The sequence below is a fragment of the Sphingomonas sp. PL-96 genome (assembly GCF_020707215.1).
In the GTDB taxonomy this organism is placed as follows: Bacteria; Pseudomonadota; Alphaproteobacteria; order Sphingomonadales; family Sphingomonadaceae; genus Sphingomonas.
The window spans coordinates 288,826-311,457 of record NZ_JAJFET010000004.1; the positions used below are offsets into that span (position 1 = coordinate 288,826).

Consider the following 22,632-nt stretch of genomic DNA (forward strand, 5'->3'; position numbering starts at 1 on the left):
CGGCCGGTCGCGCCGTCGTTCGCCGCGTCCGCAGCCGCCGCGGATGCCATATCGCGGCGGGTGGACGGAATCCGAACCCCGGACCGGGCAGTGCGGAGGCGGAGCAGGCTGCAAGTGTGCTCTAGGAGCCTGTTTTTCGCGCATGGAGGAAGAGCAGACGGAAGATGGATGCGCTGTCGTCTGCCTCAAAGCGCGCGCTCCCAGCATGCACGCCGAGGTTTGATCCGCGCCAAGCTGCGGATCGACGCAGGCCGTCCTTCCGGGAATGGATCAGGTGATCTGTTCCGCTAGCGCAACGAGGCGCCATGGACCTCGTTCGGTGGCGTCGAAGGGGTAGCACGTGGTGAGAAGCAGCAGCGGCCGCGCCGGGTCGCGCGGGTAGGCAAAGCGGTCGCGCCGCACGACCGAGAACGCGCGGATGCGATAGCGGCGAGTCTCGCCAGCGACCGGCTGCATCGCGATTACGTCACCGATCTTCGCCCTGGCCAGAAAAGCGAAGTGGGTGTCGCGGTGCGCGGCCAGGATGGTGACTCGGCCTTGCGCCTGCGTCGCACGAAGTTCGGTCGGGCCGAACGCCATCGCCTGCCCGGATCCGCCCGACAGGATCACCTGACGCACCCCCAGGCGCGGCACGGTGATCCGCGCGACCGGCGCCGCATCCGCCCAAGGCCAGGGCTTCACCGGGCTGCCTGCCGCAAGGCTGCAGGTGAAGGCACGCTCGAGCAGGATCTGCGCGGCCCATGCCTTGGCCGGGGTTACGGCGCTGCGGCCCGCCTGCACCAGCCCAAAGGCGCAGAGTGCGAGGAGCGCCAGTTCGAGGACGCGCCCGCAGGCGCGCCCTCTCCGGTCGTGGATCGAAGCGGCCGCGGCGCTCATGCCCGGGCACTCCGGCGGTGGCAGGCCAGCCCGACGAGCCCGATCAGCAGCATCCACAGGCCCTGCAGCATCCCCGCGGCATAGCCGGTCGCGGTCTGCGGTAGCTCCAGCGCTTCCGGCTGCTCCGCGGCCTGGCCAGGCCCGCCGGGCACCGGCGGCATGGCCGATCCGCCGAGCAGCGTGTCGAAGTCCCAGCCGGCGGGCAGCAGCAGCGGAAGCTCCTCCCGGGTCAGCCGTGCACCTTCCGCGCGGGCCGGAGTCTCGTCGACCGCGACCAGGCTCGTCTGGCTGGTGACGATGCCGTAGGCGAGCCCGAGTTCGGCGACCGTCGCGTCCGCGGCGGCATCTTCGGTCTCGCCGGCCCAGCGCGCCGCCTCGATCTCGGCGATGCGACGGTTGGCCCAGAGCTTGGCGACCGACGCGCTGTCGACCGCATCGTTCAGCGCCGCCGTCCGGGACCAGGGCCGCTCGCCAATCATGCCGGAGACCGTGAGCGTCCCCGAGAGCGTTTTGCCGCGGCCGAGCAGCACCAGCGGCTCTCCGGCGTACAAATCAGGCATGCGGCCCGGCGTCAGATCAAGCGGCGCACCGTCGAGCTGGACCTGGATATCCCGCACGACGGGAGCCTTGAGGCGGTCGAGCAACGTGGTCATCTTGGCGGCGACTTCCTCACCGGTTCCGACATTGGTGAAGGTGCCGCGCCCGGCTTCCGCCATGCGGCGCATCAGGAAGTTGTTTGGCGCTGATCCGATGCCCACCATGAACACCCTGCTGCGTCCGCCCCTCGCCGCGATCGCCATCATCTCGCGCTCGTTCGAGAGGTCGCCGTCGGTGAGGAACACGACCTGGCGCACGGTACGGCGGTCGGCGGGGGTCGGATCGACCAACGCGGCTTCAAGCGCCGGCAGCATCTCGGTACCGCCATTCGCCTCCAGCCCCTGCGTAAACCGCCGGGCGAGATCGACCTGGTTGGCAGTGGCGGGGACGCTGCGATCGAACAGCGCCGTCATGGTGTCGTCGAAGCGGATGACGTTGAACCGGTCCTGCGGACGCAGCGTGCCGAGCGCGTAGAGCAGGCTGTCCTTGGCCGCAGCCATCGACTCGCCGCCCATCGAACCGCTGTTGTCGATCACGAACACCATCTCGCGCGGGACCACCGTACCCGGCTCAGCCGCCGGCGGAACGATCGTCGCCATCAGATAGGAAGCGCCGCCTGCGACCTCGCGGAACAGGCCGAGCGTCGGATCGGCGCTCGCCGAGCGCCAGCGCAGTTCGAAGTCGCGATCCGCCGGTACCTGGCCATCGCCCAGGGTGATGCTGCGGGACTGGGGGCCGTCCTCCTTCACCACGACGCGGTGGTAGGGGCTGACCAGGTTGGCAGGAACGAAGCCGGGCGCGAGCCGCACACTGATCGATACGGGGTTGAGCTCCTTGCCGAGCGACGGGTGCGCGAGTGGAGCGGTGACCGCTGCCGCATCCGCGGCGGCCTTGGCGCCGGTCAGCGTGTGCGGGGGAACGTAGCGCGGACCTGCGACGAGGGGCAGCCGCAGCGAGAACTCGCCGGCGAGCTGACGGACGGGCGCCTGATACTCGATCGCGACCAACACCGTCTCGCCCGGGCCGATGTTGGCGACGCTGTTGCGGAACAGGTTGGGGCGCTCGGATTCGACCAGGCCGGCCTTCTTGCCCTCACTGCGCGCCTCGTCGTAGATCACGCGCGCTTCCTCGCGACGCTTGATGCGGCCGATGATGACGCGCTGGCCGACCACCATCTTGAGGCTATCGACCGCACCGTCCTCGGGCAGCGGATAGAGGTAGGTTGCCTCCATCCACCGGTCGCTGGTGTTGCGGAACGCCTGGGTGACGCGGACCCGCGCGATCTGGCCGCTGACCGTGACCTGCATGTCCGTGCCGAGCCGCACGGCCGGCATCGCTTCGGCAACACCCTTGCCGCGCAGCATCAGCGTGCCGCTGCCGACTGCATCCGGATCCGCTTCCGCTTCGGAAGCCGGCAGTCGTCCGGCGAGCAACAGCACCGCGGCGAGGCCGAACAGCAGGAACAGCGCCAGCGAGACCCGTCGTCGCGCAGGTTGGGAAAGGGAAATCGCGGGCATGGCATGGCTCCGTCATCGAGGGAGCCGTTTCTCTATGCAGCGCGGGAGCCGCACAGCCACGGGCAATCGGCGGCAGTTTCGACCCAAGGCGGCGTTGCGGTGCGAAAGCCGGCGGCATGCTTGACGAGACGTGCGGATTTGTGCGGAAACGTCCGGTGAGGGGATGCTGATGTCGGAACTGCCACAGGCGGAAGGGTACCGGACCGCCGACCGGCTGCGCGAGGAACTCGCGCGGCGCCGGATCTCACGCCAGGCCGTCGCCGACCTGGCGCGGATCAGCCTGTCCACGCTTGAGAAGGCCCTTGCGGGCAGCCGTCCGTTCACCCTGGCGACCATCGTGCGGCTCGAGGAAGCGCTCGGCACCTCGCTACGCGGCGAAGGACCCGTAGCCGCTGCTACGCTTGAACAGGCGCCCGACGCCATGGGTGCATACAGCCGGGCTGCAGTGCGCTGGATCGAGCAGGATTATGTGACGCTGCGCCCAAGCTTCGCCACACCGGGTGCGATCGTCGCCTATCGAACGCGGATCTGCTGGGACGATGCCGCCGGACACCTGCGCTTCGCCGAGAGCGACCGTGCCGACAGTGCCTTTGCGCAGGCAGGGCATGTGTCGATGCCCAACCTTTCCGGCCACACCTACCTCGTCACCAACGAGTCCGGCCAGCACCGGCTCATCATGCTGGGACGTCCCACGCGCGAGGGGCGGATGTTCGGGCTGCTGAGCACGCTGCAAGCAGGCCCGGGTTCGCAACTCGTCCCGGTTGCAAGCCCGGTAGCACTCGTGCCGCAGGCGCAGCTGGCAATTCGCCTTGGCCTGATCGATCCTGCCCATGGCGACTTCGCAGCTTGCAGCGCGGTGCTTGCGACGGCGACGGCCGATGATTTCTGCCGCTGGCGCGGTGTATGACCTCAGACGCTTATCGCCGCCGCTAGGCGTCGGCTTCGAAGACCCGCCGCTTGCTTCGGCCGGAGGCTTCGATACGCTGGCCGCATGATCACGCGACGTCATCTCCTCGGCTCGTCCCTCTCGCTCGCGGCGACCGCGAGCGTCGCCGCAAAGCCGGTACCCGCGGGGCGGCTGAAGCAGTCGGTCAGCCGCTGGTGCTATCAAAAGATCCCCCTGGACGAACTATGCGCCTTTGCCGTCAGCATCGGCTTACAGGGCATCGACCTGCTGCAGCCCGACGAATATGACGTACCGCGGCGCCATGGCCTGCGTTGCACGATGGGCTATGCGGCGCCCGAGATGACCATCTCCGACGGGCTGAACCGGCGGGAGAACCACGCCGCGATCGAGCGTGCGTTCAGGACCGGTATCCCGCGCGCCGCCCGGTCCGGCGTGCCGAACGTGATCGCCTTCCCAGGCAATCGCCGCGGCCTGTCGGACGAGGAAGGCGCTGCCAACACGGTCGCGGGGCTCAACCGGCTGAAGCGCATCGCCGAGGACCATGGCGTGACCATCTGCCTGGAACTGCTCAACAGCAAGGTCGACCACCCCGACTATATGGCCGACCATACCGCCTGGGGCGTGGCGGTGATGGAGCAGGTCAACTCGCCGCGCGTGAAGCTGCTGTACGACGCCTATCACATGCAGATCATGGAGGGCGACCTGATCGCCACCATTCGCAAGAACATCGGCTGGATCGGGCATATCCATACAGGCGGCGTGCCCGGTCGCCACGAGCTGAACGAGACGCAGGAGGTCAATTGGCGCGCGGTCGCAAAGGCGGCTGCAGACATGAACTTCCAGGGCTATTTCGCGCACGAGTTCGTGCCCGCGGGCGCCCCGCTGCCTGCGCTGCGCGATGCGGTGCGAACCTGCACCGTCTGACGCCGGTGATGGCAGGGATGGTGACCCCAGCCAAACCCGGCTGTTATCTTCAATCTGTTCATGGGCTGAGGCTAGAGCATGGACCGGGGACGCAAATGCCGCTCTCCATCCCACGATGGAGCGACAGGGTGGTGTCGGTCTGACGCGAAGCGCGCTCCGCAGGACGCACGTCGTTCTTTGCACGCAGCAGCCCTAGCTCACAAGGATCTGCCACTCCGTCAGGGCGGCGGAGCGTCGTTCCTTGTAGGTCTGTCGCTCGGTGAGATGCGCTCGCTCGCCTCAGACTCTCCGCGCCAACGACCCAACCTCAAAAAGGCAGAAAGCACCCTGTGAAGGGCACATTTGCGAATGGTCCGGATGGCTTGAGACTAGGTGGCGGAGCGGGAGGGATTCGAACTTACTTATTAAGCGGCTGATTTCGCCATGATTTTGATTGGTCCAATTTCCCGCGATACCTCGGATTGTACCTCATCGACCTTTTCGTCTGAAAACCAACACTTGCAGGCTCAGTTTGATTCTGTGCATGGTAATCAAACCCACGATACGTGGCAATACGTTAGAGTGTCGCATTCAATACTCTCATGTTGCAAGGAGCCCGGGATTGGGGACTTCCTTCACGGACAGCTATCGGTAGCCCCGACGCAGATAGCTGCCACTTCCTTGCGCAGTACGTCGAGCCGACACACAACATAGTCGGCATGGCGCACCGTCGGCCATATGCCGAGGCTCGCACAGCTGAACGCAGCGCACATCTCGGCGGCCAGCACCTCGCACGCATAAGTGCTGCTGCCACACTTGCCGGACTGGTCGCGGTGGAGCCGGTTGCGGTGCCCGCTGCCGCCCCTGCGGGCGACCGCCCGCAGGGGCACCGCGGCATCCCGTCAGCGATGCACACCCGCATGAGCCGGGACGGCGCCGCCGGCCCGGCGCGCAGCATGGCAGCGCAGCCTCGCGCCAGCGCGGGACGGCGGCCTCCTGTCCTTCTTCCTTGAGATCGAGCAGCCACGCCTTTGTGGTGCCGTCGGTCGCTCCGCTGGTTATTCTCAGAACCGGTCCCATTGCAGCCGCCGGCCGCGCGATCCCGCACCGGCTGGCAGACAGGGGCATTCCAACGAGCGCCGCCTACCCTCCGTGCGCAAGCTCGTCGGCGATGCCGCCGGCCCCGTACACCTTGCGCAGGGCTTCGCTGATCGCAGCCGCGCTCACCGCGACGGTCCGATTGAGTGCCGGATCGTACCCGTAATTGCCGCCCAGGCTATGGATGTTGCCGTCGAAGACGGTGCCGATCACCTCGGCCTTCGCGTTGATCAGGGGCGAGCCGGAATTGCCGCCGATGATGTCGTTGGTCGTCGACAGGTCGAAGACGATGCGGGGATCGAGCTTGTCCTTCGCCGCAGTCCAGCGCGGATCGAGTGCGTAGGGCGCCTTGCCGGTCGCCCGCTCGTACAGGCCCGGGAAATAGGTGAAGGGCGGAATCTCGGCACCGCGATAGGTCCAGCCCGCGGCCTTGCCGTAGGAGAGCCGCAGCGTGAAGGTCGCGTCGGGATAGATGGTATCGCCGTACACCGCGAAGCGCGCCTTCGCGACCTGTTCCGAAGCGAGCGTGGAGGGGCCGGTGACCTGCTCGTTCCACTGCGTGCGAAGGCGGCGCGCGTCCTCGTCGATCCGCAGCGCATATTGGATTATCGGATCGCGCGAAGCGGTGACCGCCGCCATGCCGCCATCCCACAGCGCCTTGCGCAGCGTCGGGTCGCCCAGCCGGCTCGCGGCGAGCGCCTCCGACAGCGCTTCGGGGCTGTCCCGCTCCAGCAGCAGCCTGGTGTATGGGCTGTCGGCGGTCAGGTTCTCGCGCGCTTTCGAGAGCCAGAACTCGAGCACCAGCTGCTCCAATCCGGCTTCGACCGGCTTTGCGTCGAGCAGCTGCTTTTCGAGCAATGGCAGCTGCGCATCGGCGTAGCCCGGCAATCGATCCGCAGACGGCTTCTGCCGCTCGGCAGCCGCGCGCACGAGGGTGCGGGCATAGTCGAACAGCTCCGAGCCGAGCGGGCCGCCCTCGACATAGCTGTAGGGGACGTAGAGCGCAGCGGTCTGTTGTTGAGCGGCGGCAAGCGCCTTCCAGGGATCGCCGAAGTCCGCCGGAAGCTTGCCCCGTACCCCGGCTAGCTTGCTGCGCAGCGCCGCCTCCTCGCTGCGCTTGCCCTCCATGAAGGTCGCGTTGCTCAGCGCCTGAAGCCGACCAACAAACACCTTGTAGCTGTTCTCGATGCCGAACAGCAGGTCCTGCGCCTGCCTGCGGTTTTCCGAACTTTCCTCCCCGAACCGGATCAGCCGGCCGCGCAGCTCGGCCATCTGGAGCAGGCGCATTGGCAGCGTGAGGTCACGCTGCGTCTCGAGCTGGGAAATCGTGAGCTGGCGATCGGTGCCGCCGGGGTTTCCGGCAACGAACACGGGCTCACCCGCAGTCGGATTGACCGAGTTCCAGCGCAGGTGATGGGGCGCGGCTACCGGGCGACCGTCTTCATACAGCCGTAGGAACGCGCCATCGAGATCGTAGCGCGGGAAGTTGAAATTATCCGGGTCCCCGCCGAAGAACGCGGTCTGCACGCCGGGAGAGAAGACCAGCCGCACATCGTCGTACTTGCGGTAGCGGTAGAGCTTGTACTGGCCGCCGTGGTACAGGTTGACGATCTGGCACCGCGCCTTCGCGCGATCGGGACAGCCTTCCTGCTCGATCGTGGCGCTCACTGCGGTGCGGGCCTTTACCAGTGCCTCTCCGGTGAGCCCCTTTCCGGCCGAAGTCAGCTGCGCGGTGACGTCGGTGATGCCGGTCAGGATCTCCGCCTGCATGCCCGCGCACTTGCGCTCCTCGCCCGCCGTGCCCGCGACATAGCCATGCGTGTAGTAGTCGTGGCTGCGCGACGAGAGGTCCTGCGCACATTCGGCAACGCAGTGGTTGTTGGTCAGCACCAACGATCGTGCGCTCACCACCGACGCCGAACAGCCGGTGGAAAGCCGCACCGCGTTGGATCGTACCTTGTCCAGCCAGGCTTGGCTGATCTCGACACCGTGCGTTGCCTTCACCTTCGCCGCCGGGAAATTGTCGAAGGTCCACATCCCCTCGTCGGCGGCGGCTGGCGCGGCCGATACGAGAAGCGTCGTTGCGAACCACCATACCATCTTGTTCACGCCAATTTCCCTCTCTCCGCGGTCGGGCCGATCTAATGGTATATCATTAATTTTGCCAGAGGCGCTTGCAAGGTAGTCCCAGGCCGCGAGTCCGCCGCGTACCAGCACGCGACAGGGCGCACTTGCATTTGATGATATGTTGCATCATTACGCGACAGCTGATGAGTGGAGCAGGTGATGGACCGGACGAAGCGCAAGAACATGCACGATTGGCTCGACACGGCGGCAATCGCCGGATCGGTGCTCTGCGCGATCCACTGCCTGCTGCTGCCGCTGGTCCTGGCCGCCACGCCAATCCTGTCGCGCTGGCTGGATTTCGGCGAGGGGTTCCACCTGGGCGTGTTGCTGTTCGCGGTCCCCACCAGCGCCGTCGCCCTGATCGGCGGCTGGCGACGCCACGCCGCTGCTTCGCCGCTGGCACTCGGCACCCTTGGCCTCCTCCTCATGATGAGTGCACTGCGGATGCCCGATCCCGCCGACGAAACGCTGCTGACGGTGCTCGGCAGCGGCCTGCTCGCGTCGGCGCACCTCCTCAACTGGGGTTCCCGGCGCCGCTACGCCTGACCCGCTCGACCGCTTCCATCCCCCTTCCAGAGGTCTCGGTGATGTCCAAACTGCTGCCCGTAACTGTCCTGTCCGGCTTCCTGGGCGCCGGCAAGACGACGCTGCTCAACCACATCCTCGCCAATCGCGAGGGCTTGCGCGTCGCCGTGATCGTCAACGACATGTCCGAGGTGAACATCGATGCCGCCCTGGTTCGCGGCGGCGATGCGGCGTTTCAGCGCGCCGAAGAGACGCTGGTCGAAATGACCAACGGCTGCATCTGCTGCACGCTGCGCGACGATCTGCTGAAGGAGGTTCGGACGCTCGCGGAAGCGGGCCGGTTCGACGCGCTGGTCATCGAAAGCACCGGAATCTCGGAGCCGCTGCCCGTCGCCACCACCTTCTCGTTCCGCGACGAGGCCGGGCAAAGCCTCGGCGACGTGGCCCGCCTCGACACGATGGTGACGGTGGTCGATGCCTTGAACCTGCTTGCGGACTATTCGAGCCAGGACTTCCTGGCGGATCGCGGGGAATCGCTCGGCGAGGACGACGCGCGCAGCCTGGTCGGGCTGCTGGTCGAGCAGATCGAGTTCGCCGACGTCGTCGTGATCAACAAGGCGAGTGCGGTGCCGCCCGAGCAACTGGCGGTGGTCAAGAAGCTGGTGCGCAGCCTCAATGCCGACGCGCGCGTGCTGACCGCCGACCACGGCCGACTGCCGCTTCGCTCGGTACTGCTGACCGGCCTGTTCGACGAGGAGCAGGCGAGCCAGCATCCGCTCTGGGCCAAGGAGCTCTACGGCTATGCCCAGCACCAGCCCGAGACCGAAGAATACGGGATCGAGAGCTTCGTCTACCGCGCTCGCGCCCCGTTCGATCCAGGCAAGCTTCACGGCCTGCTCACAGGCGACGGCCTCGATCATGTCGTGCGTGCCAAGGGGCATTTCTGGCTGGCGACGCGGCCCGACTGGGTGGGCGAGCTGGCGGTGGCCGGCAGCCAGACCGAGACCGCGCGGATGGGCCGGTGGTGGGCGAGCATTCCCAAGCACGACTGGCCGGTCGACGGCCGCTTCGAGCGCTTCGTCGCGCAGCACTGGGACCCGGTCTGGGGCGATCGGCGTCAGGAGTTGGTCTTCATCGGCATCGGCATGGACGAGGTCAGGCTGCGGCGACGGCTCGACGCGTGCCTGGTAGAGGCAACGGCATTCACGCCGGCCGAGTGGGAGACGCTGTCCGATCCCTTCCCACGGTGGGAACGGGAACCGGAGCCCGTCGCGTGATGGTGGCGATGCTGGAGCGCGCCATCGCTTCCTCGGAAGCGCCGGCGATTCTGGAAACGATCCTGCTGCCCGAGACCGAACTCGCCATTTGGCGTCGGCCGGTAGCGCCTGCGCTGGTCGCGGCGATCTCCGCCACGGACCTTGGCCGGATCGACGACCTCGATCAGCCGTTCGCGATCGAGGGGCTCGATAGCGCGCTGCATGCCGCGCTCGGCGCCGCAGGGCACGAGACGACGCGCGCGCCGCTGACCGTCGAACTGACCGCGCTCGCCCGTCGCTTCGCGCGCGTGATGGACTGCGAACACCTGCGCATCCGTGTCAACGTCGTCGAGACCGATGCGTGTCGGAAATTCCACAAGGACTTCGTCACCGCTCGCCTGCTGCTCACCCTCGCGGGGCCGGCCACGCAGTGGATCGACGGCCGGGACGGCGACGCGGCCGAGATCCGAAGCCTCGCAGCGGGCGATGTCGCACTGGTGAAGGGACGACGCTGGTCGCCGGAGGGATCGATCCTGCACCGCTCTCCACCGATCCTGGGGACCGGCGTCCGCCGGCTGGTGGTGGCGATCGACCCCGTGGAGCACGAGACGGCATGAGCGCGATCCTGGCAGGCGCGAACGCCCGCATTCCCGTCACCGTCCTCACCGGCTTCCTGGGCAGCGGCAAGACGACGCTGCTCAACCGCCTGGTCCGCGACCCGGCGATGGCGCGGGCGTTGGTCATCATCAACGAGTTCGGATCGATCGGCCTCGATCACGATCTCATCGCGCGATCGACCGACGATCTGGTGGTGGAGATGGTGAGCGGCTGCCTGTGCTGCACGATCCGCGGCGACCTGTCGCGGACGCTGGTCGACGCGCCCTGGCGGTTCGCACGCGACGGCCAGTGCTGGTTCGACCGGGTGGTGATCGAAACCACGGGCCTCGCCGATCCCGCGCCGATCCTGCATACGCTGATGGCGGACGAGCGGCTGGCACCGCTCTACCGGCTGGACGGGATCGTCGCGACCGTCGATGCCGCGACCGGCATGGGCACGCTCGACCGGCAGCCGGAGTCGCTCAAGCAGGCGGCGGTCGCCGACCGACTGTTGCTGACCAAGACCGATCTAGTCGGCGCCGCTCCGGTCCGGCAGCTCGAGCGCCGACTGCGTGCGCTCAACCCGGCCGCTCCGATCCTGCACGTCATCGACGGCAACGTCCCGCCGTCCGAGATCCTCGACGCCGGCTTGTGGAACGCGGAGACCAAGACCGACGACGTGCAGCGCTGGCTCAAGCTGGAAGCCTATTCCGAAGGCCATCACCGCGACGACGATCATCACCATCCCCAGCCCGACGGGCACGGCGATCCCCACGATCACGGTCACGATCACGGTCATTCCCACGACCCCAACCGGCACGGCGACGACATCCATGCCGTTTGCCTGACCTTCGACGATCCGCTCGATGCGACCGCCTTTGAACGCTGGATCGACCTCCTGACGATGTTCAAGGGGCCTGACATCCTGCGCATGAAGGGCATCCTCAATCTCGCAGGCGCGCCCCGTCCGCTCGTCGTCCACGGGGTGCAGCACGTCTTCCATCCGCCGGTCGAGCTCGACGCCTGGCCGAGCGAGGACCGCCGGACACGGCTGGTGTTCATCACCCGCGGCATCGACGCCGGAACCCTGCGCGGCACGCTGGCAATGCTGACCCTCGGCATGGAGCGGTTCGACATCGCAAGCGGCATCACCGGGCTTTCCACCGTGACCGGGCCGGAGGATCCGATGCGGTTCCAGCTCGGACCGGAGCGACGCTGATGCGACCGGGCGGGTCTTCGGGCCGGCGAACGCCGGGAGAACTCGAGGAGATCGTCCTGCGCATTCTGCGCGAGAGCGCCACGCCGCCAAGCGCGTACGACATCGCTGCACGCGCCGGATCGGGCGCTGCCTATCTGGCGCCTAACCAGGCCTATCGGACGCTCGAACGATTGATCGCGCAAGGCCGTGCCTCGCGGGTGGAGACGTGCGGCGCCTATGTCGTCCGGCGGCCGGGCGCCGATCTCCACTTGATCTGCGCCCGCTGCGGCACCGTCCGCTCCGCGGCTCGGCCCGATCTTCGCGAGCGGCTGGCCGGGATCGCTGAGGCCGCGTGCTTCCACATCCACCGCTCGGTCACCGAAGTCGTCGGCACCTGCCGAGCCTGCGCAGGGTCCGGCGATCGGACCGTCGAAGCGGCTCCCACCCTTCAGGTCGGCGCTGCCGTCGCACGGCTGTCACAGGATCCACCTAAGGAATCACGATGACTCAACCGTTCGCCTCCCTCGGTCGCCGGCGCTTCGGCCTCGGGCTCGCCGCCGCCTTTTCCGGGTTGGGCGTCGCTGCCTGTGCGACGCGTGCTCCGGCCGGGCCGACCGCCGCCGGCTATGGACCGACACTGGCCGATCCGTCCGGCTTCCTCGATCTGCCGCGCGGCTTCTCCTATCGCGTCGTGTCGCAGTTCGGCGACCGCATGAGCGACGGCAACCAGGTTCCCGACCGCGCCGACGGCATGGGCTGCTTCGCCCTAGCCGGCGGACGTCATGCGCTGGTGCGCAACCACGAACTGTCGCCGTCGCATGTCGACGCCGGTGCCTTCCGCGGGCACGGCGATCAGGGCTCCGCATTCGACCGCCTGCCCGATGGCCGCGCGCTTCCGGGCGGCACCACGACGATCGTGATGGAGGACGGGAGCGGCCGCGTGCTCTCGCAGCATCTCAGCCTCGCCGGCACGATCCGCAACTGTGCCGGCGGCATCACGCCCTGGGGCAGCTGGCTGACCTGCGAGGAGGACGTGACCCGCGCGGGAAGCGGCGTCGCGCAGGATCACGGCTGGGTGTTCGAGGTACCCGCCGCCGCACCCGGGCTGATCGAGCCGCGACCGATCCGGGCAATGGGCCGTTTCAACCATGAGGCGGCGGCCGTCGATCCGCGCACCGGCATCGTCTATCTGACCGAGGATCGCGACGACAGCCTGCTCTACCGCTTTCTCCCCGAACGCCCCGGCCAGCTGCACGCCGGTGGCAGGCTGCAGGCGCTGGCGCTGGTCGACCGATCGCGACGCGACAGTCGCAACTGGGACGAGGCTATGGTCCCGCAAGGCGAGTGGCTGCCGGTGCGCTGGATCGACCTGGCCGGCATCGACAGCCCGGACGACGACCTGCGCCTGCGCGGGCATCAGGCCGGCGCGCTCCGCTTCGCGCGCGGCGAGGGCATCCACTGGGGTGACGGCGAATGCTTCTTCTGCTGCACCTCCGGCGGTGCCGCGAAGCTGGGGCAGATCATGCGCTATCGCCCCGATAGCGACGGCGGCAAGCTCCAGCTTTTCGTCGAATCCAGGTCCAAGACGATGCTCGACTTCGGCGACAATCTGACGGTGGCACCCACCGGACACCTGATCGTGTGCGAGGATCAATATACCGAGGTGGTGGCGAACCGCCTGATCGGCGTCTCCCCCGACGGACGGACCTATGTGCTGGGAGCGCTCCACGCCCAGACAGAGCTTGCCGGCGCCTGTTTCTCGCCCGACGGCCGGACCCTCTACGTCAACACCTACAGCCCGGCGCGGACGCTCGCGATCACCGGGCCGTGGCACGCGTTCGCGGCCTGACGCGGGCGCGGCGTCCGCCGCCTTCGCGCGCCGCGCGTCTCAGCCGATCGAGAGCGCGGGCTCCCCCGCGGGAACGGTGAAGGTCGCGAGCGTGTCGACCGGCGCGTCGGGCGTGGAGACGCTGCGCACGATCCGCGCCTGCGTCTGCCAACGCTCGGAGGTTACGTCGCAGATCGCATAGCCGCGGCGATCGCCGGTGAACTTGAGGAACGGGTTGTTGGCCAGGATCCGGTCGGTTCCCGCCCGGCGATCGGCGCCGTCGCCGCCCGACGTGATCGAGGTGGTGACGAACTCCACCGCCACCACCTCGCCGGTACCGCCCCGGGTCCGCAGCTCGCCGGCGAAGCTCTGGTGCTCGTCGCCGGTCAGCACCACGGCGTTGCGGCCCTTCAGCCGTCGCAGCAGCCGCTCGCGCGGGGCGTCGTACGCGGCCCAGCTGTCCATGTTGCGGATCGGCTGCGGCTCGTCCCCCGTCCGCCGATCGAGCGGCATCACCATCACCTGCTGGGCGATCGCGTTCCACCGTGCTGCATCTTGCGCCAGATTGCCCTCAAGCCACTTTTCCTGCGCGGCGCCCAGCACCTGCACGTCGGCGTCGCGAGCGCCGTCGCACACCGGCTTGAACCCGTCGTCGCACGGCTGGTCGCTTCGATAGCTGCGCGTATCGAGCAGGTGGAGATCGACGAGATTGCCGATCGTCGCGCGGCGATAGGCAAGCATGCCACCCGGCCCGGGGAAGGCCGAGCGCCGGACGGGCAGATGCTCGTACCACGCCTGGAATGCAGCGGCACGGCGCAGGGCGAACACCTCGCTCGGCGTACCGCGCTGATCCTCGACGCCGACCCAGTTGTTCTCCACCTCATGGTCGTCGAAAGTCGCGAACCAGGCCGCCGCCGCGTGCGCGGCCTGGAGATCGGGATCGAGCTTGTACTGCGCGTAGCGACGGCGATAGTCCGCCAGATCGTAGAGCATCTGCCCGTCATGGGCGCGGACGAACCGGCGCTGGCGACCGTCGTAGCCGAAGGCGACCGGCGAGCTGCGGCCTTCGTAGATATAGTCGCCATAGTGAAAGACGAAGTCGTGCTCTTCCCCGGCGAGATGGCGGTAGGCGGTATAGAGCCCGTCCTCGTAATGCTGACAGCCGGCAACCGCGAACCGCACCCGGTCGAGCGGCGCGCCGGCGCGCGGCAGCGTCTTCGCGCATCCGCGCGCGGATCGCTCGCCCCCTACGGTGAAGCGATACCAATAGGGTCGCGCCGGCTGGAGGCCGGCGACCTCGACGTGCACGGCATGGGCGAGTTCGGGACGGGCGACAACCGTCCCCTTGGCGACGACCGTGCGCATCGCCTCATCGGTCGCGACCTGCCAGTCGACCTCGATCGGCGCCATCGGCATCCCGCCATGCTCGCCGAGCGGGTCCGACGCGAGCCGCGTCCAGAGCACGAAACCATCGCTGGAGGGATCCCCGGCCGCCACCCCGAGCCGGAACGGATAGGCCGCGAACAGCGTCTGCGCGCGAAGAATGGAGGGGGCAGCGAGCAGCAGCGGCGTGCCGCCGATCAGCGCCCGGCGCGTGAGCGAAAGCGTCACGCCGGCACCGCCTGAACGAGCTTGTAGAAGATGCCGCTTTCATCCTGCCCGGTGAGCTGGAGCGTCCCGGTCACGATCGTCGGCCGGCGTTCGTCGAGCGGGAACGGCGTGGCCGCGACGACCTCGATGAACTGGTCGGGCATCGCATGGAAGTGGAAGGGGCACCCCGGCGGATAGGCGAGCAGGACGAAATGCTTCTGCCGACCGCTCGTCTCCAGCGGCTGCATATAGCCCGACACGGTGATTCGCTTGCCCGCTAACGCCTTCACGCCGGCAGGAAACACCGGCTTGGACAGCAGGAAGCCGTCGGCGTTGGTGCGGGTGATCTCCTTGGTGGACTCCAGCAGCGACCAGGATGTCCCGCCCCTTGGGGTGGGCGCAGGTTTCCAGACGTCGGCGACGGGAGCCTTGCCGCCCTTCTGCATGGCGGCGGGCAAGGCGGTGGGAAGACAAAGAGCGGCAAGCAAGACGATGGCGCGCATGATCGACCTCTCAGGTTGCGCGGGAAAGCGTGGCGGCGAGATCGGCCCGGTAGACGCCGATCGCAGGCACCAGTGCGGCAACCAGGCCGATGCCGAGCACCGCTAGCAGCAGCGCCGGTTCGCCGGGCGAGAGCTGCCAGGCGTCGAGGCCGATCTCTGCCAGCGTGTCCGATCGCGCGGCCGTCAGCGCGAGCAGCCCGTGCGCCAGCACCGCGCCGAGCAGCGCCGCCAGCGCCGCGATCACCAGACCTTCGGTGAGGATGGTCCCGAACACCTGCGGTCGCGTGGCGCCCATCACGCGCAACAGCGCGAGCTCGCCCTGCCGCGCCCGGGCGGCGTTGAGCACTGCCGCGAAGATCGCTGCGCCGCCCAAGGCGGCGAGCAGCCAGCCGAATGCGCGCGCCACCGCCATCCCCGATCCGAGCAGCGTCAGCAGCCGTGCCGCCTCGATCGCGGGCACCGCCGACTGAAGCGCGCTCTGGCGGTTGATCGAAGCGGGCACGCGCAATGCCGCAGCGGCGTTTCGATAGGAGACGAGCAGTGCCGTCACTTCGGGCACCGGCACGCCGGCAGCCTCGGCGGCGGCGTCATGGTCGGGGGACATCCCGTCGTGATGGGGATGATCCTCGTCATCATGGTGATCGTGATGACGGTCCTCCGGCTCTTGGTCTTCTTCGTGGGCGATGCCGTGCACGTCCCACACCGTTTCCAGCGACGTCAGGATCAACCGATCCGCAACGCCGCCGGTCGGCGCGAGGATACCGCTGATGGTGAAGGGATGGGCATCGTGCGCCTCGCCCTCCGCATCGAGACCGTGGCTGCCCAGGAACCGCTGCCCGACGCCCGCGCCGGTCGCACGCGCCACTTCGGCGCCGATCACCGCATCCCCCTGTGCCTGCCAAAGGCGACCGCTCGCGAGGGACGCACCTCGCAGCGCGAGATAGGATGGCTCGGTGCCGACGATGCGATAGCCCCGGAAGTTGTCGCCGAGCGCGAGCGGCACCACCCGCGCGATGCCGGGGTCGCGGCGGAGCAGCGCAACGCTCGCGAGCGGGATGTTCCCCGTCGGCTGGTCGATATTGTAGACCGACGACAGCACGAGCTGGAGCGGGGATCCCTTCGCCCCGACCACCAGATCGACCCCCTTGGCGTCGCGCTCGAAGCGCGTGCCCAGTTGATGCGACAGCGCCAGCATCAGCACGAGCATCGCGACCGCGGTTGCCAGCAGCACGACGTTGAGTGCCGTGGTAAGCGCGCGATCGCGCAGGTTGGCGAAGGTCAGTCCGATCATGGCAGCGGCTCGAGCACCAGCGAGCGGCCGATCAGCGGCTTGAGCCGGGCATCGTGGGTGGCGACGAGCAGCGTTGCACCGTTCGCGTCGGTCTGCTCGATCAGCAGGCGACCGACCGCCTCGGCATGCGAATCGTCGAGCGCTGACGTCGGTTCGTCCGCCACCAGGAGATCCGGTTCGGAAACAAGTGCCCGCGCGATCGCTGCGCGCTGCGCCTCGCCGTGGCTGAGCTCGCGCGGACGGGCGTGCGATCGGTGCGCCAGCCCCAACCGCGCGAGCAACGCCTCGATCCGATCGCGGTCGCGTGGTCTTCCGGCGAGCCTCTGGGCGAGGAGCAGGTTGGCGGTGACGTCGAGCGCGCCTACCAGCCGAAGCGTCTGGAAGATGATCCCGATGCGACGCCGACGCACGTCGTCGCGGACGCCAGGTCGCGGATCGTCGATCGCCTCGCCGGCGACCCGGATGCTCCCGGCGTCGGGAGTGAGCAGGCCGCAGACGAGATTGACGAGCGTGGTCTTGCCGGAGCCGGAAGGCCCGAGCAGCAGCAGGTGCTCACCCCGCGCGATCTGCAGCGAAAGCCGATCGATGATCTTTCGCCCGGCCATTGCCTTGCTGACTTCGTCCAACGCGATCAGCACCGCTCAGCGTCCCGCCGCCATCATCGTCACCCAGCATAGATACGTTACATCGTTACCGGATTAGCGGGGCCGAAGATGCGCCGCAAGACCCTGGAGGCGGCTATCGCGTCCGCTTGCCTAGTGGCTCGTACGGCAGTTCCGGCAGAGGCCGCGCATCTCGAGGACCGGGCGTTGGGCGTCGAATTCTTCGGCCTGGGCCGCGGAGCGGATGGTCCGGGCGACCTGGTCGTCGTCGACATGCACGACCGCGCCGCACTGGTCGCAGATCAGGAGGATGCAATCGTGACGGCACTCCGGGTGCACGTTGACGATGAAGCCATTGGCACTCTCGACCCTTTGGACAACGTTGTTGCCGACAAAGATCTCGAGGATGCGGTAGATGCTGTTTGCCGGCACGCGCCGCCCGACTTCGCGCGACACGACTTCCGCGATATCATAGGCCGACGCCGGCTTCGAAAAGCCCGACAAGGCCTCGAACACGCTTTCGCGCATGGGCGTCCACTGCTCACCTGCGCTCAGGACCACCGCCTTCGCCGCCGCCACCAGCGCCTTGCCGCTCGGTTTCTCGTGTCGATGTGCATCCTCTGCCATGGCAGCGGAGGTAGGCTGTTGCCGCGTCCAGAGCAACACCGCCCGAAGGTCCAGGGCACCGCTCCCGTACCTAACCCGCGCGCGCATCCCTAAGCCATCTTGCGTACCCTGGACGCGAGCAGCCAGACCCTTCAGAAACCGTTTGATACAATATATTGTTGCGCCTATCTTCCGCACACGTTCAGGGAAGGAAGACCATGAAGAGTTCTCTTATCGGCGTCAGCATCCTGGCGCTGCTGGCGGCGCCTGCCAGCTACGCGCAAAGTGGGTCGGACGGTCAGGACCAGACGACCACCCCCGCTTCGGAGACGCCCTCTTCCAGCCCGGGTGCCAATATCATCGTCACTGCTCCGATCGAGCGTAACGAAGGCGATGTGCTGCAGGGCACGTCCGTGCTGACCGGCGAGGCTCTTACGCGAAACCTCCGCCCTTCGATCGGCGAGACGCTGGCGCGCCTGCCCGGCGTGTCCGCTACCTCCTTCGGCCCAACCGCCTCGCGCCCGATCCTTCGCGGCTTCCAGGGCGAACGCATCCGCGTGCTGACCGATGGTATCGGCTCGATCGACGTCTCCAATACGAGTGTCGATCACGCGGTGGTGATCGATCCCCTGCTCGCTGAGCGGATCGAGGTGCTGCGCGGTCCCAGCGCGCTGCTGTTCGGGTCGTCAGCCGTGGGCGGCGTGGTGAACGTCGTCGACAGCCGCATCCCTCGCACCCTGCCGGAGAACGGCTATCGCCTGGCGGGAATCGCGAACTATGGCTCTGCCGCCGATGAGCGATCGGTTGAGGCCGCGGGAGACGTGGCGGTGGGCCAGCATCTCGTGCTGCATGCCGACGGCTCGTATTTGAAGACCGACAATCTGCGGATCGGCGGCCACGCGCTGTCGTCTGCCGCCCGCGCGGCCGCGCTCAGCCAGGTCGGTCTCCCGCAGGAAGGGGACGAGCCCATCGACTTCGCAGCCTCTGCTGCGATCAAGGACAAGCTGCCCAATTCCTTCTCGGAGACCTGGACGGCAGGCGTCGGCGCGACGATCGTCACGGACACCGGATCGCTCGGCGTATCCTACAGCCACTATGACAGCTTCTACGGCGTGCCGGTCCGCTACGCGACCGAGGTCGGCCAGGAGCAGGAGGCGCCGCGCCTCGACCTCGTCCAGAACCGCGTCGATCTGCGCGCCGAGGTCGAAACCGGCGGCGGCTTCCTCGATCGCATCCGCCTGCGCCTCGGCCACGCCAAGTACCGCCACTATGAGCTGGAAGAAGACGGCGAGATCGGAACCGCATTCTACAACAACGGCACGGAGGGTCGACTCGAGCTGGTCCAGGCGAACAAGGACGGCTGGCAGGGCGCTTCGGGCGTTCAGTACTTCAACCGCATCTTCAACGTCGATGGTGAAGAAGCGTTTCTGCCGAAGAACGAGACCAACCAGACCGGGCTGTTCACCGTCCAGCAGCTCGACCTGGGAGCGCTGAAGGCAGAAGCGGGCCTGCGCTACGAGTTCACCGATCTGGCCGCGCGCACGCCGGTTGGCGACGAACGCTTCTTCCGTGGCTCGCGGCATTTCGAGGCGCTGTCCGGCTCGCTCGGCGCGTCCTACGGCTTGAGCGATGGTGTCCGGGTGGGTCTCAACCTTTCCCGCACGGAACGGGCCCCTTCGGCCGAGGAACTGTTCGCGAATGGCGGCCATGCTGGCACCCAGGCCTATGAGCTCGGCGACCCGAACTTCAAGCTCGAAAAGTCATGGGGGCTGGAAGCGACCCTGCATGCGCATAGCGAGCGGGTGAACTTCGACGCGTCGGCCTACTACAACTGGTTCTCCAACTATATTTCCGAGAACCAGGTCGATCAGGCCGTCTGCGAAGCGGCCGCGGAGCCCTCGGGTCGCGAAGTGGAGCTTCCCTGCTTCCAGTATCAGCAGGCGGACGCGCGCTACTACGGCGTCGAGGCGTCGGTTTCCGCCACGCTGTTCACGATGGGAACGACCCGGATCAACGCCGACCTCCTCGGCGACTATGTCCACGCGAACATCAAGGACGGTGGCCCCGTGCCGCGCATCCCGCCGCTGCGACTGCTCGGCGGCCTCGAAGCGCAAGCCGACGCGTTCACCGCGCGCGCCGAAGTGGAGCATGCCTTCAAGCAGGATCGCGTTGCCGAGTTCGAGACGGAGACCGCCGCCTACACCCTGGTGAATGCCTCGGTCGCCTTTTCGCCGTTCGGGCCTGAAAACAAGACGCAGCTCCTGCTGAGCGCCAACAACCTCTTCGATGTCGTCGCCCGGCGCCATGCCAGCTTCCTCAAGGACTTCGCGCCGCTCGCCGGCCGCGACTTCCGCGCGACGCTGCGCTTCGGCATCTGAGACGATCAACGATCCGGACATCGGCGGCAGCGGCTGCTGGTGTCCGGATGCCGGAGCGTTCCTCGGTCCCCCGATCGCGGCGCTGGGAAGCATGCCCCCACCCAACGTTCCCGGAAAGCATTGCAAAGGATACGTGATACCATTACACGCCGCGTCGCCGCCCGTGGGGGGCGACGATCGAATATCGTGATCCGGGGGGATTTACGTTGCATCCGTTTCCATTTCTCCTTGCTGCCAGCACCTCTGTGCTGGCGATGTCGCAACCGGCTCGGGCAGAAGCGCCGACCCCGAGCGCGCCGCAGGAAGCCGCCCGAGCCAGGGCCGACCGCGAAGCAGCCGTTTCGGGCGACGAGGTCGTCGTCACAGCCACCCGCACCGACACCCGGATCGTCGACGCCCCGGCAACCATGTCGGTCGTCACCGGAACCGAGCTTCGTCGCCGCCCCGTGCAGGACCTTGCCGAGGCGCTGGAGAACGAACCCGGGATCGTCATCAACGGCATCGGCATGACGCGACGCGGCATCTCGATCCGTGGCATGTCGAACGAGCATCTGCTGACGCTGGTCGACGGTCGGCGCATCAACGATGCCTCGGCCAACATGGCGCATGTCGATTTCGACCTTGGCTGGGTGCCGAGCATCGCGATCGAACGGATCGAGGTGGTGCGCGGGCCGCTTTCCGCGCTGTACGGATCGGAAGCGCTCGCCGGCGTGGTCAACGTGATCACCCGCCGCCCCGACCGGTTCGAAGCGAGCGCGCTGAGCCTGGTTGGCTCGCGCGACGGCAAGGGTGGCGATACGGCGCAACTCGCTGCCCTCGTCGGGGGCCCGATCACCGATACGCTGGGGGTCGTCGCCTGGGGTGCGTACCAGCACCGCGATCGCACGCAGGGCGCGCAGGACCCCCTCCAGAGCGAGCTCGAGGGCCGCGAGGCCCTGAGCGGCAGCATCATCGGCTGGTGGGAGCCGGTCCAGGGTCAGCGCTTCGAGATCGGCCAGGCGGCGATCGACGACGACCGCGCCCGCGATACCGTCACGACCTCGTCGCCGATCCTCTACTACGAATATCAGGATCACGTTACCCGTGCCCAGACGCACGGCAGCTACACCGGGCAATGGTCCTGGGGTGAGATCCAGGCGCGGGTCTATCGTTCCGTTCTTCAGCGCGTCAACGAACGCGATCAGGATCAGACGCCGACGCAGGCAACCAAGGCCACCAACACCGTCGGCGATGCCCGGATCACGCTGAACGTCTTTGCCGGCAACCGGCTGACACTGGGCGGCGAGCACCGCCACGAGACCTTGCGCGACTCCACGGTGAACACCGCGGGCTTCAAGGCCGTCGACCACGACGCCCTGTTCGTGCAGGACGAGTGGGATATCCGGGAGGGCGTGTCGCTGACTGCCGGTAGCCGCTTCGACCATCATCCGAATTATGGCTGGCAGACCTCGCCACGCGCCTATCTCGTCGTCGAGCCGGTCGAGGGGCTCAGCTTTCGCGGCGGCGTCGGCAAGGCGTTCAAGGCACCCAGTCTGAAACAACTGTCGCTCGAGTACATCACCGTCGCGGCTGGCGGCCGCTTCATCATCACCGGCAACCCCGATCTCAAGCCAGAGACCAGCACCTCCTACGAGCTGGGCACCAGCTATACTGGGCGCGGCTGGAACGTGGGGGCAACGCTCTTCCAGAACGATCTGCACGGCCTCGTCGAGACGATCTGCGTGGAGAATTGCGGAATCCGCGGAAGCGAGCGCCGCGCCTATGTCAACGTCGACAGGGCCCGGGTCCGGGGCGTTGAGTTGTCGGGCGAAGTGACTCCCGTCGCCACCCTCAGCCTGAGTGCCAGCTATACCTATGTCGATCCCCGGAACCTGTCGGACGATCAGGAACTGGCCGAGCGGCCGAACCACAGCGCGACCGTCAAGCTCGCATGGCAGCCATCCGACGCGACCGAATTCAACGTGCGCGGCCGCTATATCGGCAAGCAGACTGTCTATCAGACCGTCGGTTCCGCCAGCGTGCCGGTCCGCCTGGACGATTATGACCTCTGGTCGCTGGATGCGAGCCACGATCTCAACGAAAGGCTGACGTTGAAGGCCGGCGTCGATAACGTCTTCAAGAAGCGGCTGGCGGAGACCTCCGCGCTGTACAGCTTCGCCGAACCCGGCCGCATCTTCTTCGTGGGCCTTGGCGTGAACCTCTGACGATGCGGCGGTTGCTGGCCCTTCTGCTG

The 22,632-nt window shown here is 67.5% G+C and carries 19 protein-coding genes; 10 read left to right on the forward strand and 9 right to left on the reverse strand.

Annotated features, from left to right (window positions below):
- Window positions 1-270: 270 nt before the first annotated feature.
- Together LK533_RS10415 and LK533_RS10420 are read right to left on the reverse strand one after the other, a co-directional pair.
- Window positions 271-876 (reverse strand): sortase domain-bontaining protein, encoded by a 606-nt coding sequence (locus tag LK533_RS10415; protein WP_229362769.1) that lies wholly within the window; start codon window positions 874-876, stop codon window positions 271-273.
- Window positions 873-2,990 carry a marine proteobacterial sortase target protein gene (locus tag LK533_RS10420; RefSeq protein WP_229362770.1) on the reverse strand — a complete coding sequence of 706 codons (2,118 nt, stop codon included), beginning with the start codon at window positions 2,988-2,990 and terminating at the stop codon, window positions 873-875. Before LK533_RS10420 ends, LK533_RS10415 begins: the two co-directional genes overlap by 4 nt.
- Window positions 2,991-3,159: 169 nt before the next feature.
- On the opposite strand from LK533_RS10420, the gene LK533_RS10425 reads away from it, so the two are divergent.
- A complete protein-coding gene (locus tag LK533_RS10425) occupies window positions 3,160-3,897 on the forward strand; it encodes a helix-turn-helix domain-containing protein (protein ID WP_229362771.1) in 738 nt (245 codons plus the stop codon).
- A gap of 84 nt (window positions 3,898-3,981) precedes the next feature.
- A complete protein-coding gene (locus LK533_RS10430) occupies window positions 3,982-4,821 on the forward strand; it encodes a hydroxypyruvate isomerase family protein (RefSeq protein ID WP_229362774.1) in 840 nt (279 codons plus the stop codon).
- Between the two features lie 614 nt (window positions 4,822-5,435).
- On the opposite strand, the gene LK533_RS10435 is transcribed toward LK533_RS10430, so the two are convergent.
- Window positions 5,436-5,690: a zincin-like metallopeptidase domain-containing protein gene (locus LK533_RS10435; protein ID WP_229362775.1), complete on the reverse strand. Its 255-nt coding sequence runs from the start codon at window positions 5,688-5,690 to the stop codon at window positions 5,436-5,438.
- 253 nt (window positions 5,691-5,943) lie between these two features.
- Entirely contained in the window at window positions 5,944-7,998 is a 2,055-nt protein-coding gene (locus tag LK533_RS10440) for a S46 family peptidase (protein ID WP_229362816.1), read from the reverse strand.
- 186 nt (window positions 7,999-8,184) lie between these two features.
- Here LK533_RS10440 and LK533_RS10445 point away from each other — a divergent pair, with 186 nt between their 5' ends.
- From LK533_RS10445 to LK533_RS10470, 6 genes are read left to right on the forward strand one after another with little or no spacing between them, the layout of a single operon-like run.
- On the forward strand, window positions 8,185-8,571 hold the full coding sequence (locus tag LK533_RS10445) for a MerC domain-containing protein (protein WP_229362777.1): 387 nt from the start codon (window positions 8,185-8,187) through the stop codon (window positions 8,569-8,571).
- Window positions 8,572-8,612: 41 nt separating this feature from the next.
- A complete protein-coding gene (locus LK533_RS10450; protein WP_229362778.1) occupies window positions 8,613-9,827 on the forward strand; it encodes a GTP-binding protein in 1,215 nt (404 codons plus the stop codon).
- Window positions 9,827-10,423 (forward strand): DUF1826 domain-containing protein, encoded by a 597-nt coding sequence (locus LK533_RS10455; protein WP_229362817.1) that lies wholly within the window; start codon window positions 9,827-9,829, stop codon window positions 10,421-10,423. Before LK533_RS10450 ends, LK533_RS10455 begins: the two co-directional genes overlap by 1 nt.
- Entirely contained in the window at window positions 10,420-11,622 is a 1,203-nt protein-coding gene (locus LK533_RS10460) for a CobW family GTP-binding protein (RefSeq protein ID WP_229362780.1), read from the forward strand. Before LK533_RS10455 ends, LK533_RS10460 begins: the two co-directional genes overlap by 4 nt.
- Window positions 11,622-12,107 (forward strand): Fur family transcriptional regulator, encoded by a 486-nt coding sequence (locus LK533_RS10465; RefSeq protein ID WP_229362782.1) that lies wholly within the window; start codon window positions 11,622-11,624, stop codon window positions 12,105-12,107. The genes LK533_RS10460 and LK533_RS10465 overlap by 1 nt, the downstream gene beginning before the upstream one ends.
- On the forward strand, window positions 12,104-13,450 hold the full coding sequence (locus LK533_RS10470) for an alkaline phosphatase PhoX (RefSeq protein ID WP_229362783.1): 1,347 nt from the start codon (window positions 12,104-12,106) through the stop codon (window positions 13,448-13,450). Before LK533_RS10465 ends, LK533_RS10470 begins: the two co-directional genes overlap by 4 nt.
- A gap of 39 nt (window positions 13,451-13,489) precedes the next feature.
- On the opposite strand, the gene LK533_RS10475 is transcribed toward LK533_RS10470, so the two are convergent.
- The 5 genes from LK533_RS10475 to LK533_RS10495 all read right to left on the reverse strand — a co-directional run bounded on the left by LK533_RS10475 (window position 13,490) and on the right by LK533_RS10495 (window position 18,042).
- Complete coding sequence (locus tag LK533_RS10475; RefSeq protein ID WP_229362785.1) at window positions 13,490-15,040, reverse strand: alkaline phosphatase D family protein; 1,551 nt, start codon at window positions 15,038-15,040, stop codon at window positions 13,490-13,492.
- Window positions 15,037-15,465 carry a DUF3299 domain-containing protein gene (locus LK533_RS10480; protein ID WP_229362786.1) on the reverse strand — a complete coding sequence of 143 codons (429 nt, stop codon included), beginning with the start codon at window positions 15,463-15,465 and terminating at the stop codon, window positions 15,037-15,039. Before LK533_RS10480 ends, LK533_RS10475 begins: the two co-directional genes overlap by 4 nt.
- A 67-nt stretch (window positions 15,466-15,532) precedes the next feature.
- Complete coding sequence (locus tag LK533_RS10485) at window positions 15,533-16,813, reverse strand: ABC transporter permease (protein ID WP_229362787.1); 1,281 nt, start codon at window positions 16,811-16,813, stop codon at window positions 15,533-15,535.
- Window positions 16,810-17,451 carry an ATP-binding cassette domain-containing protein gene (locus LK533_RS10490; protein WP_229362788.1) on the reverse strand — a complete coding sequence of 214 codons (642 nt, stop codon included), beginning with the start codon at window positions 17,449-17,451 and terminating at the stop codon, window positions 16,810-16,812. Before LK533_RS10490 ends, LK533_RS10485 begins: the two co-directional genes overlap by 4 nt.
- 117 nt (window positions 17,452-17,568) lie before the next feature.
- Window positions 17,569-18,042 carry a Fur family transcriptional regulator gene (locus LK533_RS10495; protein WP_229362789.1) on the reverse strand — a complete coding sequence of 158 codons (474 nt, stop codon included), beginning with the start codon at window positions 18,040-18,042 and terminating at the stop codon, window positions 17,569-17,571.
- A 197-nt stretch (window positions 18,043-18,239) separates the two neighbouring features.
- Between LK533_RS10495 and LK533_RS10500 the strand changes: the two genes are divergently transcribed.
- Together LK533_RS10500 and LK533_RS10505 are read left to right on the forward strand one after the other, a co-directional pair.
- On the forward strand, window positions 18,240-20,399 hold the full coding sequence (locus LK533_RS10500) for a TonB-dependent receptor (RefSeq protein WP_229362791.1): 2,160 nt from the start codon (window positions 18,240-18,242) through the stop codon (window positions 20,397-20,399).
- 254 nt (window positions 20,400-20,653) lie between these two features.
- On the forward strand, window positions 20,654-22,603 hold the full coding sequence (locus LK533_RS10505) for a TonB-dependent receptor domain-containing protein (RefSeq protein WP_229362793.1): 1,950 nt from the start codon (window positions 20,654-20,656) through the stop codon (window positions 22,601-22,603).
- The last annotated feature ends 29 nt before the right edge of the window (window positions 22,604-22,632 follow it).

Coding starts and splice junctions, on each gene's coding strand:
- LK533_RS10415 (WP_229362769.1), bottom strand. CDS start 876: ATGAGCGCCGCGGCCGCTTCGATCCACGACCGGAGAGGGCGCGCCTGC.
- LK533_RS10420 (WP_229362770.1), bottom strand. CDS start 2,990: ATGCCCGCGATTTCCCTTTCCCAACCTGCGCGACGACGGGTCTCGCTG.
- LK533_RS10425 (WP_229362771.1), top strand. CDS start 3,160: ATGTCGGAACTGCCACAGGCGGAAGGGTACCGGACCGCCGACCGGCTG.
- LK533_RS10430 (WP_229362774.1), top strand. CDS start 3,982: ATGATCACGCGACGTCATCTCCTCGGCTCGTCCCTCTCGCTCGCGGCG.
- LK533_RS10440 (WP_229362816.1), bottom strand. CDS start 7,998: ATGGTATGGTGGTTCGCAACGACGCTTCTCGTATCGGCCGCGCCAGCC.
- LK533_RS10445 (WP_229362777.1), top strand. CDS start 8,185: ATGGACCGGACGAAGCGCAAGAACATGCACGATTGGCTCGACACGGCG.
- LK533_RS10450 (WP_229362778.1), top strand. CDS start 8,613: ATGTCCAAACTGCTGCCCGTAACTGTCCTGTCCGGCTTCCTGGGCGCC.
- LK533_RS10455 (WP_229362817.1), top strand. CDS start 9,827: ATGGTGGCGATGCTGGAGCGCGCCATCGCTTCCTCGGAAGCGCCGGCG.
- LK533_RS10460 (WP_229362780.1), top strand. CDS start 10,420: ATGAGCGCGATCCTGGCAGGCGCGAACGCCCGCATTCCCGTCACCGTC.
- LK533_RS10465 (WP_229362782.1), top strand. CDS start 11,622: ATGCGACCGGGCGGGTCTTCGGGCCGGCGAACGCCGGGAGAACTCGAG.
- LK533_RS10470 (WP_229362783.1), top strand. CDS start 12,104: ATGACTCAACCGTTCGCCTCCCTCGGTCGCCGGCGCTTCGGCCTCGGG.
- LK533_RS10480 (WP_229362786.1), bottom strand. CDS start 15,465: ATGCAGAAGGGCGGCAAGGCTCCCGTCGCCGACGTCTGGAAACCTGCG.
- LK533_RS10485 (WP_229362787.1), bottom strand. CDS start 16,813: ATGATCGGACTGACCTTCGCCAACCTGCGCGATCGCGCGCTTACCACG.
- LK533_RS10495 (WP_229362789.1), bottom strand. CDS start 18,042: ATGGCAGAGGATGCACATCGACACGAGAAACCGAGCGGCAAGGCGCTG.
- LK533_RS10500 (WP_229362791.1), top strand. CDS start 18,240: ATGAAGAGTTCTCTTATCGGCGTCAGCATCCTGGCGCTGCTGGCGGCG.
- LK533_RS10505 (WP_229362793.1), top strand. CDS start 20,654: ATGTCGCAACCGGCTCGGGCAGAAGCGCCGACCCCGAGCGCGCCGCAG.